The following is a 16,915-nucleotide window of genomic DNA, read 5'->3' on the forward strand; positions in this document are numbered from 1 at the left end:
GGCTCCGAAAGAATCCCTCATGGTCTTTTAACGTATCAATAGCATGTTTTTACGCTATGACGCGATGAACGCTATAACGCTATAAACGCTCTTATGTCTCTTTCTTGAATACCGCGATGTAGGGCAGATTCCGGTATTTGTTCTCGTAATCGAGACCGTAGCCGACGACGAAGATATTAGGGATAGTAAACCCGACATACTCTACCGGCACCTCGATAATGCGCCGCTCCTTTTTATCGAGGAGGGAGCAGGTCTTGAGGCCGGCCGGCCTCATCGAGAGTATCTGCTGCCGAATGTGGTTGAGCGATATTCCTGTATCAATTATATCATCGATAAGCAGCACCTCTCTGCCTGCTATGGCTTCCCGCGCATTATAGAAGATCTTCACATCCCCTGTCGAAGAGGTCTTCACATAGCTCGAGGAGACGATGAAATCGACGGTAACAGGAACCCTCACGGCCCTGATGAGGTCCGCGAAGAACATGAAGGCGCCTTTCAGAATGCCCAGCGCCAGTATTTCTTTCCCGGCATAATCGCGGGATATGGTCTCTGCCAGTTCCTGGACCTTATCACGAATCTGCTCGGTCGTGAGAAAGGGTCTGCCGACAATCATGAGGTCCTCCCCGTAACGTAGTGTATATATAATACGGCTATTCGCCGCTTATCTCAATATCTCTTTTCCCGGCAGGCAGGTGATTGCGGAGAGCTCCGGTATCCCGGGAATACCCTCCGTCCGGTGCTGACGGAGGGCGCTCCCGTTCGGTTATGTTCCTGTCTTGACGGTCGTAATGGCTACGGCGCAGACCTTGTACTCAGGCGTCTTCACCTGCGTATCGAGGGCGTCGATCGTCAGCACGTTCGCCGCCGCCTCGTGGTAATGCATGGGGATGAATACCGTGCCCTCGGGGACCCTCGTCGTCATCCTCGCCTTTACCGCGATGCTGCCGCGCCGTGACGAGACGGTGACCGTATCGCCGTTGCCGACAGCGAGCCGCCTGGCATCGGCAGGATTGATCTCGACATAGGCCTCGCCGGCCCGCTCCTCGATAGCCGCGACCTTTCTCGTCATCGAGCCGGAGTGGTACTGGAAGAGGTTCCTTCCCGTGGTGAGGATGAAGGGATAGGCTTCGTCCGGGAGCTCGGCAGGAGGCGTGTACGCGACCGGAGCGAAACGGACCCTGCCCTTGGGGAATCCCCCTTTGTAGAGATAGCGCGTCCCGGGATGCTTCTTGTCAGGGCAGGGCCAGGGGATGCCCGCCCTCTCGATCCGTTCGTAGGTGATGCCCGCAAGGGTGGGCCAGACCCGGCCGAACTCGGCCAACACATCCTCGGGGGTGGCATACTGCATCGGATATCCCAGCCGCTTCGAGACCTCCATGATGATATCGAGGTCCGGGCGCGCCTCTCCCGGCGGCTCGACAGCCTTCCTCACTCGCTGCACCTTCCGCTCGGTATTCGAGAAGGTGCCGTCCTTTTCCGCAAAACAGGTGGAGGGCAGCACGACATCCGCCAGTGCCGCCGTCTCGGTCATGAAGATGTCCTGGACGACGAGGAAGTCGAGCTTCTCCAATGCCGCGGTGGTATGGTGCATATCGGGATCGGTGAGTACCGGGTTTTCTCCCATGATATAGAGCGCCTTTATCCTGCCCGCGAGGGCAGCCGGGATCATCTCCGTCGCGGGCATCCCGGCCTTGGGCGAGAGCGATACGCCCCAAGCTTTTTCGAATTTCTCTTTGACCTCGGGCAGATCGACCTTCTGGTAGCCGGGATACACATTGTAGAGACACCCTGCGTCCGACGCGCCCTGCACATTGTTCTGTCCCCTCAGGGGATTGACGCCGGTCGACTCCCTGCCGATATTGCCGGTGAGCATCACCAGGTTGGCGATGGCGGTGACGTTGTTGGTGCCGCAGGTGTGCTGCGTGATGCCCATAGTGTAGAAGATGCCGGCCCGCCGCGATCCGCCGTAGAGCCGGGCAGCCCTGACGATGTCTTCAGCAGGGACTCCCGTTATCTTCTCGACATGCTCGGGCGTATAGTCTTCGACCGACTTCTTCCACTCCTCGAAGCTCTCGGTCTGCTCCTTGATGAACGCTTCATTAGCGAGCCCTTCCTTCAGGATCACATGGGCCAGGCCGTTCAGCAGGGCGATGTCCGTACCGGGCTTCAGGTTGAGGAAGACCTCGGAGAAGCGCACCATCGGTACCCGCCGCGGGTCGGCGATGACGATCTTCGCCCCGTTCCGCCAGGCCTTGATCATCCTGTTGGCGATGACGGGATGGGTCTCCTTTGTGTTGGAGCCGATGATGAAGATGACCTCCATATCCTCGATCTCGGGGATCGAGTTGGTCATGGCGCCCGAACCGAATATGGCAGCCAGACCGGCTACCGTCGGCGCGTGTCAAAGACGGGCGCAGTGATCGACGTTGTTCGTCCCCACCGCGGCGCGGATCATCTTCTGGAAGGCGTAGTTCTCCTCATTGGTGCAGCGCGCCGAAGAGAGCCCGCCGATGGCGTCGGCGCCATGAGCGGCCTTTATCTCGCTCAACCTCTTCCCGATATAGTCCAGGGCCTCATCCCAGGAAACTTCCTTAAAGACACCGTTCAAACCGTTTCTAAAAGTCTGGTTCAAACCGTTTAAGCCGTTCAAGTCGTTTAAACCGTTTGAACGGCTTGAACTGTTTGAGCGGTTTGAACGGTCCTTTATTCTTATAAGCGGTTTCGTAAGGCGGTCGGGGCTGTTGACGAAGGTGTAGCCGAAGCGCCCTTTGACGCAGAGCCATCCCTCGTTCCAGGTGTCCTCGCGCGAGCTTACCCTGACGATCTCGTTCTCTTTGACATGGAGGGTGATATTGCAGCCGGTCCCGCAATAGGTGCAGACCGTGTCGACCTCCCGGACGTCCTTCTGCCTGCCCTTGCGCGACCACATCTTTCCGGTGAGGGCGCCGGTGGGGCATACGGCAATGCACTGGCCGCAGAACTCGCAATCGAGGTCCTTTTCGTAGGGAGGGCAGACCTTCGACTTGAACCCGCGATAGGTAAAGTCGATCGCCTCGACGCCCTGCACCTCTTCGCAGACCTTGACGCATCTGCCGCAGAGGACGCAGCGCTCCATATCGCGCTCGACGAAGGGGTTCCCGTCCTTCTGCGCGTATACCCTCCGCTCGCCGTCGGCGAACCTGTTTTCCTTGAGGCCGTAGGTATACGCCAGCTCCTGCAGGGAACAGTCCCCGGCCCGCTCGCATACCATACAGTCATGCGGATGGTCCGAGAGGATGAGCTCGAGTATGGTCTTGCGCAGCCCCTCGATACGCGGGGTCGAAGTGGTCACTTCCATATTATCCACGACCGGCGTGGTGCAGGCGGTGACGAGCCGGGGGATCCCCTTGACCTCGACCGCGCAGAGCCTGCAGCCCCCGAACGCGCTCAGCTTCGGATGGTGGCAGAGCGTTGGGATATCGACGCCCAGCAGCCTGGCCGCATCCAATATCTTCGTCCCTTCAGGGACCTCGATCATCTTGCCGTCTATTGTCACCTTGTACATCATAGCTATCGCTCCTGACCGTCCTTTATCGTTTGTTTTCATCATGTCCTGCCCACCGCCTTGAACTTGCAGACGTCGAAGCAGCTCCCGCATTTGATGCACTTTTCTGCAGCGAGGCGGTGGGGCTTCTTCTTTTCGCCCGTGATAGCGCCTGCAGGGCAGGCCCTCAGGCAGGCGCCGCAGCCCTTGCAGTACTCTTCCATGATGCTGTAGGTGACGAGATCGCGGCAGACCTTTGCCGGGCACTTCTTGTCGCGCACATGCGCCTCGTATTCATCCCTGAAGTATTTCAGGGTGCTGAGCACGGGATTGGGAGCGGTCTGGCCGAGCCCGCAGAGGGATCCTGCTTTTATATCGTCGCTCAGCGACTCCATGAGCTCGAGATCGCCCTCTCTGCCCCGGCCCTTGGTGATCCGGTCGAGGATCTCGAGGAGCCGCTTCGTGCCGATCCTGCAGGGCACGCACTTGCCGCAGGATTCGTTCTGCGTAAAGTTGAGGAAGTAGCGGGCTACATTCACCATGCAGTCGTCCTCGTCGAGAATGATCATGCCTCCCGAGCCGACGATGGAGCCGACTTTGCAGATGGACTCGTAATCGACGCTGATATCGAGGAACTCGGCGGGAATACAGCCGCCCGAGGGACCGCCGGTCTGGACGGCCTTTATCTTCTTGCCGTTCTCGATGCCGCCGCCGATATCGAAGATGATCTCCCTGAGCGTTATCCCCAGAGGGACCTCGATAAGGCCGGTGTTCTTCACCTTGCCGGTGAGGGCGAAGACCTTGGTGCCCTTCGAGGTCTCGGTGCCGTAGGACGCGAACCACTCGGCGCCCTTGTTGAGGATGCTCGGTACATTCGCGAAGGTCTCGACATTGTTGATGACCGTCGGTTTCCCCCACAGCCCCACGAAGACCGGGAAGGGCGGCTTGGGACGCGGCATGCCGCGCTGCCCTTCGATCGAGGCGATGAGCGCGGTCTCTTCGCCGCAGACGAACGCGCCGGCGCCGAGCTTTATCTTTATATCGAAGTCGAAGCCGGCGCCGAAGATCTTTTTACCGAGGAACCCCCGCTCCCGCGCATCGCTCATCGCCCGTTTCAGGCGCTCGACCGCAAGAGGATATTCGGCGCGGATGTAGACATAGCCTTTTGTCGCGCCGATGGCATAGGCGCCGATGAGCATGCCTTCGATGACCGCATGAGGGGTTCCTTCGAGCACGGCCCTGTCCATGAAGGCGCCGGGGTCTCCTTCGTCGGCATTGCAGATGATGTATTTCTGGTCCGCAGGCACCTTGCGGCAGGTCTCCCACTTGATCCCCGTCGGGAAGCCCCCGCCGCCGCGGCCCCGCAGGCCGGAGCGCTTCATCTCCTTGATGACCTCGTCCGGGCTCAGGGAGGTGAGGGCCTTCTTTGCCGCCGTATAGCCGCCGACGCCGATATAGGAGTCGATGCTCTCGGGGTCTATCCTTCCGCAGTCGTTGAGCACGACCTTGACCTGCTTTGTATAGAAGTTTTCGTAATCCTCTCCCGCGAGCCACTCGGCAACGGGTGCGCCGCCGACAATATGCTCATCGACGATCCGCTGGACCATATCGGGCTTGATATATTGATACGTTGTCCTCGCGCCGTCGATGATGACATCGACGAGGACATCCTTTGCGCAGAGGCCGCGGCACCCGACCTTGTGCAGGGCGCATTCCTTTTTGAATTCGGCGGGAATGTTCTGCGCCTGCATGAGCGAGGAAAAGGCATCGAGCACCTCGCCGCCGCCTGCCGCGATGCCGCCGGTGCCCATACAGACATGAATCGTAATGTTCCTATTCATTGCCCGCCTCTTTCAGCGCCTTCAGCTCTTTCGCCATCTTGTCCGTGGTCATCTTGCCGTGCACTTTCCTGTTGATGATAACGACGGGGGCGATGCCGCAGGCGCCGACGCAGGCGACCTGCTCGAGCGTGAAGTTCCTGTCGTCCGAGGTGTTCCGCTCATCGGTGAGATGCAACTCTCTCTTCAGGTTGCTGATGATGCGGTCCGAGCCCTTGACATGGCAGGCGGTGCCGCAGCAGGCGGTGATGATATTTTTGCCCCGCGGCTGCAGGTAGAACTGGGCATAAAAGGTGGCGACGCCGAAGAATTTACTGACGGGGATACCGAGCTCGTCGGAAAAGCGGTATACGGCTTCTTCGGGGATATAGCCGAAGACTTCCTGCGTTTCCTGGAGGAGAGAGATTATATTCCCTTCACCCTCCCTGAACTCCTCGATGAGCTTCCTGACCGTTTCTTCCATGGGGAGATACCTCTTTTATATTTATGGGTTTTGCAGGCATACTTTTTTAGAGTATCACGCTATAACGGATTTTTGCAATAAATTATGTATGCCGCCGGTGCTGCTTAACCGCAGTTTCGGAGAGTTGTCTAACGGGTTGAAAGGAAAGAGAATAACGGGCTGCAGCCCCGCCTGCCGGGAGGGCCGCTTGTGGAAAAAAGGCGGCTGTTTCGTTCACAATACGGGAATGCACAAACAGCGGTACGGCCATATCGAGATCCCGCTCCAGCGGGTGCATATCGAGCTCACCAATGTCTGCGACTTCAGCTGCGTCTTCTGCCCGAAGTCGGAGATGAAGCGGCCGTACGGCCATATGGAGACCGGCCTCGCCAAACGCATTCTTTCTGAGATCGGTAAGGAGGGCATCGCCGAAAAGGTCACCTTCCACGTCATGGGAGAGCCGACGCTCCACCGCGATTTCTTCGCGATACTGGAGCATGCGCTGAAAGAGGGGGTCAAGGTGGGGCTCACGACCAACGGCGGAGGGCTCGGCGGCCCTATTGGCAGGCGGCTCCTGGACTATCCCCTGCACCAGCTCGACATCTCGCTCCAGACGCCGGATGCGCGCTCTTTTGCCCTGAGAAAGGCGGGTGCGCGATCATTCGAGGCGTACCTCGAGGGGATCCTCGGATTTTTTGCCGCCTATCATGCGAAGCATCCCGAGACGCTCTTCAAATTCCGCTTTCTCAATACCCGTTTCAGAAAGAAGGCCATGGAGCGGCGGATAGGGCCGGTTCGGGTCATCTCTTCCACCCGTGAGCTGCGCGATACGTTCCGTTACTGGGCCGGCCGCATGTATGAGCTGCTCGGCATCGGCGCCGAGGTGCGGGAGAAAGCCATAGCGAACATCGACCGCCTCGTCTCGTATAGATGGAATGTGGTCGAGGTCTGCCCCAATGTCTTTTTCGAGACCTATGTGCTCGATGACTGGGGGCATGCCTTCGGCGACGAGCGGATACGCGACGCCTGGGCCGGCTACTGCTTCGGCATGAGAGACCATTTCGCTATTCTCTATAACGGCGATGTGACGCTCTGCTGCATCGACTTCGACGGCAATACCAGGGTCGGCAATCTCCATGAATCCTCGCTGAAGGAGATACTCTCTTCCGCTGAGGTGGGGAGGATCGTCGAGGGATTCAAGCGGTTTCGGCTCGTCCATCCGTACTGCAGGCGCTGCATGGGAAGCAGGAGCTTCGCTTCCTGGCTGGTCAAGCCCGCGGCATCCGTCGCAGGCCTGAAGCTCCTGAAGCCGTTCTTCTACAAGCGCTCCCGGCTGATCAAGGAAAATTAAAACGTAAGAGGTCGACTATAATCCGAGCCTTGGGGAATGAGTCGAGCATACTATGCCCCGCCCCATTCCCCGCTTTACTTTTCCTTTGAATTTTTGATCTGCTTGTTGTGGCGGTTCTTTGTACCTTTCAGGTACAATGGACGATATGGTCACGCTTTTTCATGTGCCGTTGGGATACCGGCATACGACGCAGTTCCTGTTCAAAAGGGCGATCAGGAGGGGCAGCCATCCCGACTACTCGAGCATCCTCTACCTGGCGCCTACGTCTTTCAAAGCCGACGACGCCCAGAAGATCTTTCACGAGCTGCAGGACGGCAAATGCTACGTCCCTCCTGAATGCACCACTATTCCCCGCTTCGCCCGGAGGATGTTTGCGACCTATGGAAAGGAGCGGGTGCTTTCCCGGGCGCTGGTCCCCTTCGTTCTCTCGCGCCTGTCCGGACCTGAGCGCCTGGAGGGGCCGGCAGAGCAGGCGGGCGCGAAAGGCAAGGGGTTCGGTTTCTCGCGTCTCTCTGCCGGCTTCATCCGGGACCTGAAGCAGCGATTTCCGGACCACGACAGCGCGGCCCTGCAAGCGCTGTGCGCGGGCATGTTCGCTTCGCTCGATATACCCGAAGCGGTCACCCGGGTCGTTACCGAGATCATCGGGACCTATGGAGCGTACCGGGAATTCGTCGGGAGCAACGGACTGGTCGATGAAGACGACCTGCTGGTGCGATGCCCCGGCTACGTAGCGCAGAAGTATGCTGCGCCGGGTGACCGCTGCACGCTGATCCTCGACGGGTTTTATGACCCTTCAGGAGCGGAGAGGAGTATCATCAAGGCCCTTATTCTGCATGCCGGCGAGGTCCTCGTATCGCTTCCCTCGGAGCCCCCGTTTTCCGACCTGCTCAAGGAGTACAGGGATTTCCTGCGCGATACCTCCACGCTCCGCGAGGAGCGTCTCGATAAGGAGGTCCCGGATCGCTCCCAACCGCTGCGCTACTACACTTATGCCGATGTCGAGGAGGAGGTGGAGGGCATGGCGAGGAGCATAAAGTCGTCGTTCGTATCGGGAAAGATCAAGCGGCTCGAAGAGATAACAGTGGTCTTCCCCGACCTGCGGAGCTATGCCCCCATGGTCGACCGCATCTTCAGGCGCTACGGCGTGCCCGCTTCGATTTCGGTACGGAAGAGTCTCGGCGAGATGCGGCCCTTTCTCGACCTCTTCTGCCTGCTGCGGTCGGTCGCCGAAGGCTATCCGCGACTGCACTTCTCCCAGTTCCTCTCTTCGCCTTACTTTACAGCGCTTCCGGAGACCATGAGGGCCTGGATCGCGCCGCTCTCGCTCCAGTCGGGCATCGTAGCAGGAAAAGAGGCGTGGCTCGAATTCATTGCCGAGGGCTCGGAGACGCTCGATATGAATCGCGTGCCGGAGCGGGCAGAGATCGAGAAGGGGATGAAGCGGGTGTTCAGAAAACTATCGCCCCTCGAGGAGATCAGAGACGGCGCATCCCTCGCTCGTTATGCAGAAGTGCTCGGAACGCTCGCCGACGACCTCGGGTTCCCGGGACCGCGTACCGATGCGACGACCAAGGCGCTCTCCGAGGCGTTCAACGAGATCCTCGACCAGATCGCGTTCATAGGCGCGCTCACTCCCGGCTCCGTGACCCTGCCCGAGTTCGAGGAGGCGCTGCGTCATCTCCTGAGAACGGCCTTTCTCGATAGCGAGGAGCAGGGCGTGAGGGTGATAGGCTTCCCCGATGCAGCGGGGCTCTCGCCGCGGTATCTCTATTTCGGCGGTCTTGCCGATGGCGCGCTGCCCCAACGGCAGGAGATGGACTACCTGCTGCCCGACAGCGCGAAGCGGAGACTGGGACTCATGCACCTCGAGAAGTTCAGCTCCCTCCAGAAGTACCTGTTTACCTGTCTCGTCAAGAATTGCGGGCGCCACCATCTCTCATACCCGCTCATGGACGGCGATACCCTCTTCCTCCCCTCTTCGTTTCTCTATGGAGGGGAGGAGCTCAGAGAACGGATCCCCGGGATATTCTCGCAGGAGGAGTACCTGGTCGCCAAGGGAAACGAACCGCTGCTGCGGCAGATGGACGAGATCGAGCTGCTCCCTGCATTGCTGCGGCTCCCTTCCTCCCTGCGGGTCACCGATGTCGACGCCTACCGTGCCTGCCCCCGGCGGTTCTTCATCGAGAAGATACTCCAGCTCACTCCTTCGGGCATAAAGGAGTACGAGATCGAGGCAGCCACCCTCGGCACTGTCATCCACAAGATAATGGAACGGCTCATGAAGGAGTCTTTCGGCGGTCTCGATGAGCTGCATCGGCGGGCAGAGGGTGTTGTGGGGGAGGTGCTGCACGAAAAGAAGATGGGCCTCTACTGGAAAGGCCTCATCAAGGACACGTTCATCGAGATGCTCCCCGAGCTCTACGATCGTGAGCTCGATATCCGGGGGGAGGGGTATATCTCCTCGGAAGTCGAGAAGAATATCTCGGGCGAACCGGTGAAGGGCATCAAGCTCCGGGGCAAGATAGACCGCATCGACAGGCTCGGCGACGAGGTGCAGCTCATCGATTACAAGACCGGCACAGCAGGGCTGAACTGTACCCAGGCGCTGAGCGGCAACGAGGACCTCCAGCTCTTCCTCTACGCGGCGATCCTGAAGAGCCACGGGTATCATGTGAGCCGCGTCGGCATTTATTCTCTCAAGGACATAACCGTCAAATGGTGCCCCCCGAAGCGGCGGGGGAGAGGCAAGGGAAAAGAGGAGCCGGGCCGGCATCTTGACGATTATATCAGCGCATCATTACAATTTCTCGAGAGCGCGGTGGCCCGGATCAGGAAAGGAGACTTCAGGGCAAAACCCATGAACGATTACGTCTGCTGGAACTGCCACGAATACGCTTTCTGTCCTTATATACAACAATAAAGGCATGTAAGAAGTAAGAAGAAGGGGGAGCTTACGGGAGTTTTTTATTCTGGCTCCTGTCTTCACTTCCTACTTCTCAGTTCTCACTTCTTACTTGTTATTTACGAGGAGGCATACGATGTACCTGAAGCGTGCGTTTATCCTGTTCGTCCTGGTGGTGACGGGCATCGTCTCCTGTGCTCCCACGCAGGAGGTGGTGCAGCCGCCGGTAACCAGGCCGGCGCGTATCGCGGTGGTGCTCGGCGCCGGTGCATCGAGAGGCTTTGCGCATATCGGCGTGCTCAAGGTGCTCGAAGCGAACAATATCCCCGTTCATATGATCGTGGGCACGAGCGCGGGAAGCTTTGTCGGGAGCCTCTATGCCTACGGCTACAACGCTTATCAGCTCCAGAAAATGGCGATGACGATAGAGAAGGGCGACATCATCGATGTCGCGATCCCCGACAACGGGTTCATCAAAGGCGAGCTGCTCGAGGGCTATGTCAACAGGATGGTGAAGAACACGCCCCTCGAGAAGATGCGCACTCCCTTCTACGCTGTGGCGACCAACATACTGAACGGGCAGGAGGTCGTCTTCGGCAGGGGCAATGCCGGCGCCGCGGTGCGGGCGAGCTGCACGATACCCGGCGTCTTCAGGCCGGTGAGGATCGGCAGCCAGCTCTTCGTGGACGGCGGGGTGGTGAGCCCCATCGCCATCGATGCGGCGAGGGGCCAGGGAGCCGACATCATCATCGCCGTCGATATCTCGTCCGACCTCGAGAGCACCCCTCCCGAAAGCACGATCGATACCATTCTCCAGTCGGTGAACATCATGTATGCGAAGATTTCGAGCCTCCAGCTGCCGCGCGCCGATGTAGTCATAAGACCACGGGTGGGACATATCGGCTCGAGTGATTTCCTGAAGAGGCATGAGGCGATCCTCGAGGGCGAGCGCGCCGCCCAGGAGATGATACCCAGGATCGCTGCGCTCCTCGACCGGCTCCGGCGGGAAGGCCGGCTCTAACAGGGCGCCGATGGAAAAAGTAATCCTCCGCCGGACGAGCAGGATCCTTGCCGGACACCTCTGGATATTCTCGAATGAGCTCGCGACGAGCCCGAAGCAGTACGAGCCGGGCGCGCTCGCCGAGGTCTACGACGGGAAGGGAGCCTTTTTCGGCATCGGGTACATCAATCCTCACTCCCTCATCGCCGTCCGTCTCCTCACGAGGGAGAGAGAGCGGATCGACGCCGGCTTTTTCAGGAGAAAGATCAGGGCAGCCCTGTCCTACCGGGAGCGCTTCCTGGAGGGGGTGACCTCGTTCCGCGCCCTTTACAGCGAGGGCGATTTTCTTCCGGGGCTGATCGTCGATAAGTTCGGCGACTGTCTCGTCGTGCAGATACTCACCCTCGGCATGGAGCAGCTGCGCGAGACCATAGTATCGGTGCTCGACGAGCTCTTTTCTCCCCAGGTGATCGTGCTCAGGAACGACAGCCAGAGCAGGGCGCTCGAAGGGCTTCCGCTCGAAAAGAGCGTCATCAAAGGGACGCTGGAGGAGCTTCCCCGCATCAGGGAGGGAGAGGTCGTCCTGGAAGTAGACCCCCTCGGAGGACAGAAGACCGGCTTTTTCCTCGATCAGCGGGAGAACAGGCTCGGCCTCGCCGTGCTGGCGAAGGAGGGCAGGGCGATCGATCTCTTCTGTTATTCCGGCGGCTGGGGGCTGCAGTTGGCCCGCAAAGGGCTGGCGGTAACGTTTGTTGATGACTCTGAAGCGGCACTGCAACAGGCCCGGAAGAATGCGCGACTTACTAATGTCGATCATCAATGCACTTTCATCAAGGCCGACGTCTTCACCCTCCTCAAACAGGAAGCGGCGGCGGGGAATACCTATGAGGTGGTCGTCCTCGACCCGCCCGCCTTCGTCAAGAGCAGGGCGAAGATAAAGGAGGCGGCGCGGGGGTACCGGGAGATCAATGCCCTTGCCATGGGGATTGTCAGCGAAGGGGGTGTGCTGGCTACCTCATCGTGCTCGTATCATATTGATAAAGAGATGTTTCTGGAGATACTCCGCGATGCCGCCCGTGACGCGCACCGCTCGCCGCGCCTTCTCGAATACTGTTCCCAGGCCAAGGACCACCCCGTACTTCTGTCGGTGCCCGAGACCGAATACCTCAAATGCGCCTTCCTCGAACTGTGACTTTAACCTAAATTTACAATCATAAAAAAACTTAAAAATTTCTCTTGACATGCATCCCTGGTTCTGATATTCTGAGAGCTAAGAAGCGCCTCGTTACCTCCCCTAAGCTGCTGCCCCCATCCCACGGGCAGCAGCACTTTTATTTTTGGCCCATTAGCAAACAGCTATCAGCAAAATAATACAGCAATCAGCTTTCAGCACACAACAACAGCTAAAGGCATTCCCTTCAAATATCATGTCCTTACTGACGGCTGATTGCTGATGGCTTATTTCAACTCGATCATCTCATAGGTTCTGCTGCCCATGCCGAGCCGCTCCGCCTCTTCGACCTGCAGGAGGTATTTCTTTTTGTGCAACCCTAAAAGGATATCGTCCCCCTCCGCGATACCCTGGTCCTCGGCGAGCGACGAGGGGAGGGGCTTTTCCCTGAGCAGCAGGTCGATGGATGCCTGTTCGACCGCGACGATATCGTCCGAGAGGAGGATGCCGATATCCTGGATGACCGGCACTTCGGCAGCGGGCATGCAGTCGCATTCGGGCTGGATCTCGGTAAGGAAATTGAGATAGATGACCTTCTTTGGGGTAAAGGTGCTCAGGACCGCTTTTGCCGCCTCCGCGAGCGATCTCATGAAGAGCTCGTCGTCGCCGGGGAGAACGAGAGCGCCTTCGGGACAGACCCGCGTGCAGCGTCCGCACCGCCAGCACCGCTCGTTGTTATAGGTGAACTTCTCCCCGGCCAGGTCGATGCAGTCGAGCGGGCAGACCTCCGCGCATTGGTAGCAGAGGGCGCACTTCTCTTCGTCCCATACGAAGCCGCCTTCGCCGATGGCGTGCATCGCCCCGCGGCCGCACTTCCAGCCGCACTGCCGGTGGCTGCCGCTGACGCCGCCCATGGCGAGGTTCTTTATGGCGCCCGCATATCCTGCGTTGATGTGCCCCTTGACGTGGGAGCAGACGACCATGGCGGATGCGTCATGGACTGCCGACGCCACCGCGACTTCGCCGAGGATCTCGCCTGCTCTGACGATGATATTGTCGTTCCCGTACAGGCCGTCGGCGAGTATCACCGGCGCGCCGACCGAGAGGTGGTTGATGCCGTTGATGTTTGCGACCTCGAGGTAATCGAGGCCGCGGATGCGCACGGTGTCGGTCACGAAGGGCTTGGCGCCTGCCGCTTTCACGGCATCGACGACCTTGCGAAGGAATACGGGCCTCACGATCCGGTGTGCGCCCTCGGAGCCGAAGTGCGTCTTTACCGCGACCCACTCCTTCTCTCCGAAATAGGACGTGAGGGCTATCTCGCCCAGGAGCCGTTCGAGCTTCCCCGGCATGCTGTCATCGTACTTCCACTTCTTCACCCGCGCCGACGCAAAATAGACCCTTGCCATGGTGCACCTCGCTATGAAAGTTGCCGACCCCGGGGTTCGGCTTTATACTTAAATGAGGGAAGAGCTCTTCTCATGCTTATGAATGCCTCTCTGCTCGCCGCTCCATAAATACTATATAATATATTGTATCGGAAGTTTAAATGCTCGTCGTATCGGGAGAAATGGAGTGCTGCATGGTGAACAAGCTGCTGCTGTTTTCGCATATCGTTGCGGTCGTCCTGCTCTTCGCGTCCGGCGCTGCCGGCGCAGCGCAGGGGACCGTGCCCCGGGCGCCTGAATCGCATCCGGAGTATACCTTGCGGGTCTCGTTCGATATCCCGGAGTCGAAGCTCAGGGGCGCCGCCGAGCTGGCGGTGGGGGCCGGGCAGCAGGTCATCCTGCATACCGGCGCGCTCACGATAACCGGGCTCTCTCTCGATCAGGAGAAGATGGACGGCGCGGCGAAGGAGGGAGTCCTCACGCTTACCGCTCCCCGCAGCGGCGTGCTGCGCATCATGTACGAGGGGACGTTCAAAGAGAGACCTGTCGAGACCGCCAGCTACGGGGTGGTGCAGAGCACGATCAGCGGGGAGGGGATTTCGCTCACCGGCGCATGGTATCCGCAGCCGGAGGGTCTGTACGTCTACCGGCTCACGGCTATCCTGCCGCACGGGTATACGGCCCTGTCCGAGGCAGAGCGCATAACGACCGCTGCACGGGACGGCGCTGTCGAGACCGCTTTCGACTTTCCCTATCCGGTCGACGGCATAAGCCTTGTCGCCTCGAAGCGGTACGAGGTGACCGAAGATCGCTATAAAGGGGTAAGGCTTTACGCCTATTTTTTCCCCGAGGAGCGCGAGCTCGCGAAGCGCTATATCGAGTTCACGAAGAACTACCTCGCGCGGTACGAGGAGCTGCTCGGACCGTTTCCCTACAAGCGTTTCGCTGTTGTCGAGAACTTCCTTCCGACGGGGTACTCGATGCCGACCTTTACGCTCCTCGGCCGCGATGTCGTCAAGCTGCCCTTCATCGTCGAGACCTCGCTGGGGCACGAGATCCTGCACCAGTGGTTCGGCAATTATGTCTACATCGCTTTTGATAAAGGCAATTGGGCGGAAGGGCTGACCACCTACCTTGCCGATCACGCCTTCGAGGAAGGGAAGGGAAAGGGCGCGGACTACCGCAAGCAGCTCCTCATCGACTATGCGAGCTACGTCGATGAGGAGAATGAAGTTCCTCTCAAGGAGTTCAGGGGGCGGTCCGATTTCGCTTCAAAGGCGATCGGGTACGGCAAGGCCGCACTGGTATTCCATATGCTGAAACGCGAGCTCGGGGAGGAGGTCTTTTACCGGTCGCTCAGGGAGCTCATCGCCGAAAAGGCCTTTGCGCGCGCATCGTGGGACGATATTCGACGCGTCTTCGAGAGGGGCTATGAGGGAGAGCTCGACCGGTTTTTCGAAGAGTGGGTCGAGACGCCCGGCCTGCCGAGGCTCGAGGCGCGGACGTCCGGGGTAAAGCAGCGCGGTGACAAGTACGAGGTCACGGTCACGGTCGGACAGGAGAACGGGCGGAAGGGCGCGCCCTACACGCTCGATGTCCCCGTCTTCTTTCATTACCCCGACGGATCGGTAGAGGAAGAGCTGATCGGCATCGACAGCCAGAAAGAGACTGCTGCCTTTACGCTCGACCGCATGCCGGAACGGATCGTCATGGACGAGCGGTACGATCTCGCGCGTGCGCTTACCCCGGAAGAGACGCCTCCCGTGATCGCCCGTCTCATCGGCGCCGGGAAGCCGCTGATCGTCCTTCCCGAAGACGGGGCGGAGCGGTATGCCCCTGTCATCGAGCACTTCAGGGCGGAGGGAGGGATCGAGAAGAAGGCGGCGGAACTGAAAGATGCGGAGGTCAAGAGGTCGACGCTCGTGGTGCTCGGCAGCGAGAGTCCCCTGGTACAGCGGCTCTTCGGCAAAATGGAGCCTGCGGGAGGCTTTACGGTTTCGGTCAGGGAGAACCCGTGGAATGAACAGCAGGTGATCGGCATTTTCGATGCAACCTCCCGGGACGAAGTCGAGGCCGGCTTCAGGAAGGTGTTTCATTACGGCAAGTACAGTATGCTCGCGTTCGATAAGGGGAAGAATATCGCCAAACGTATCGAGGAGTCGGCGCAGGGCATCGCGGTGTGGGAGAGAGAACAGACGACCGCTGTTGCCGTGGATGCGATCAGAACGCTTCCCGCGGTCATCGACGCGGTCGCAGGGAAAAAGATCGTCTATGTCGGTGAATACCATGACCGTTTCGCCCACCACCAGGTCCAGCTCGAGATCATCAAAGGGCTCTATGAGAGGAATAAGAAGCTCGCTATCGGGATGGAGATGTTCCAGCGGCCCTACCAGAAGGCGCTCGACGAATTCATCGCCGGTACGATCGATGAGCGGGAGTTCCTCAAAAAATCCGAGTACTTCAAGCGGTGGAGCTTCGACTACAACCTGTACCGGCCGATCCTCTCCTTTGCCCGGGAGAAGGGGATACCGGTCGTCGCCCTGAATATCCAGCGCGAGCTTACCGAAAAAGTATCGAAGGGAGGACTGGATGCGCTGAGCGACGAAGAGAGGAAAGCGGTCCCCGAGCGGTTCGACTTTTCCGATGAGGAATATCGCGAGCGCCTGGAGGCGGCCTTCAGAATGCACGGGCACGGCGGCAATGAAAGGAGCTTCGACTATTTTTACCAGTCCCAGGTCCTCTGGGACGAGACCATGGCCGCGTCCATCGACGAGTTCTTCAGGAGCAACCGCGATTTCGAGCAGGAGGGCCGGATGGTGGTTATCGCCGGCAGCGGGCATCTCGCCCACGGGTCGGGCATCCCGAAGCGGACCTTCAGGAGAAACGGGTATCCCTATGCAATCGTTCTCAACGACACGGAGGTCGAGAAAGGCATTGCCGATTACCTCGTCTTCCCTGCACGTCTCGAAGCAGTGCCGGCGCCGAAGATCATGGCTACCCTCGAGGAAGAGCAGGGGAGAGTAAGTATAAAGGCTTTCCCGGAGCAGAGCGTCTCCCAAGAGGCGGGGCTCAGGGTCGGCGACCGGATCGCCGCCCTCGACGGCATTCCGGTGAGCTCGGTGGACGACATCAGGATACACCTTCTCTACAAGAAGAAGGGAGAGCCGCTGAAGGTTACGGTGGTGCGGAAGCGGTTCCTCAGGGGAGACAGGCTCATGGAGTTTACGGTAATGCTCTGAATATGGTTGCAACACGCCTCTTCTTGTGTTATTCATTAGGATATGAGACCGTCTCGCG

At 59.2% G+C, this 16,915-nt stretch carries 10 protein-coding genes; 5 read left to right on the forward strand and 5 right to left on the reverse strand.

Going from position 1 to position 16,915, the window contains the following annotated elements; genetic code table 11:
• Positions 1–91: 91 nt before the first annotated feature.
• The 4 genes from hpt to AB1805_00360 form a co-directional block, all read right to left on the reverse strand.
• Complete coding sequence (hpt, locus tag AB1805_00345) at positions 92–613, reverse strand: hypoxanthine phosphoribosyltransferase (protein ID MEW5743873.1); 522 nt, start codon at positions 611–613, stop codon at positions 92–94.
• A gap of 150 nt (positions 614–763) precedes the next feature.
• Positions 764–3,637 (reverse strand): formate dehydrogenase subunit alpha, encoded by a 2,874-nt coding sequence (gene fdhF / locus AB1805_00350; GenBank protein ID MEW5743874.1) that lies wholly within the window; start codon positions 3,635–3,637, stop codon positions 764–766.
• Positions 3,586–5,364, reverse strand: a complete 1,779-nt coding sequence (nuoF, locus tag AB1805_00355) for an NADH-quinone oxidoreductase subunit NuoF (GenBank protein ID MEW5743875.1) — start codon at positions 5,362–5,364, stop codon at positions 3,586–3,588. Before nuoF ends, fdhF begins: the two co-directional genes overlap by 52 nt.
• On the reverse strand, positions 5,357–5,824 hold the full coding sequence (locus tag AB1805_00360; GenBank protein ID MEW5743876.1) for an NAD(P)H-dependent oxidoreductase subunit E: 468 nt from the start codon (positions 5,822–5,824) through the stop codon (positions 5,357–5,359). The genes nuoF and AB1805_00360 overlap by 8 nt, the downstream gene beginning before the upstream one ends.
• A gap of 187 nt (positions 5,825–6,011) precedes the next feature.
• Between AB1805_00360 and AB1805_00365 the strand changes: the two genes are divergently transcribed.
• From AB1805_00365 to AB1805_00380, 4 genes are all read left to right on the forward strand, one after another.
• Positions 6,012–7,154, forward strand: a complete 1,143-nt coding sequence (locus tag AB1805_00365) for a radical SAM protein (protein ID MEW5743877.1) — start codon at positions 6,012–6,014, stop codon at positions 7,152–7,154.
• Between the two features lie 145 nt (positions 7,155–7,299).
• A complete protein-coding gene (locus tag AB1805_00370; protein ID MEW5743878.1) occupies positions 7,300–10,077 on the forward strand; it encodes a PD-(D/E)XK nuclease family protein in 2,778 nt (925 codons plus the stop codon).
• 118 nt (positions 10,078–10,195) lie between these two features.
• Positions 10,196–11,080, forward strand: a complete 885-nt coding sequence (locus AB1805_00375; protein MEW5743879.1) for a patatin-like phospholipase family protein — start codon at positions 10,196–10,198, stop codon at positions 11,078–11,080.
• 10 nt (positions 11,081–11,090) lie between these two features.
• Complete coding sequence (locus AB1805_00380; protein ID MEW5743880.1) at positions 11,091–12,251, forward strand: class I SAM-dependent rRNA methyltransferase; 1,161 nt, start codon at positions 11,091–11,093, stop codon at positions 12,249–12,251.
• Between the two features lie 266 nt (positions 12,252–12,517).
• On the opposite strand, the gene AB1805_00385 is transcribed toward AB1805_00380, so the two are convergent.
• Entirely contained in the window at positions 12,518–13,639 is a 1,122-nt protein-coding gene (locus tag AB1805_00385; GenBank protein ID MEW5743881.1) for a DUF362 domain-containing protein, read from the reverse strand.
• Positions 13,640–13,779: 140 nt separating this feature from the next.
• On the opposite strand from AB1805_00385, the gene AB1805_00390 reads away from it, so the two are divergent.
• Positions 13,780–16,857: a ChaN family lipoprotein gene (locus AB1805_00390; GenBank protein ID MEW5743882.1), complete on the forward strand. Its 3,078-nt coding sequence runs from the start codon at positions 13,780–13,782 to the stop codon at positions 16,855–16,857.
• Positions 16,858–16,915 lie beyond the last annotated feature (58 nt).

The organism is Nitrospirota bacterium (assembly GCA_040752355.1).
Classification (GTDB): Bacteria; Nitrospirota; Thermodesulfovibrionia; order Thermodesulfovibrionales; family Dissulfurispiraceae; genus JBFMCP01.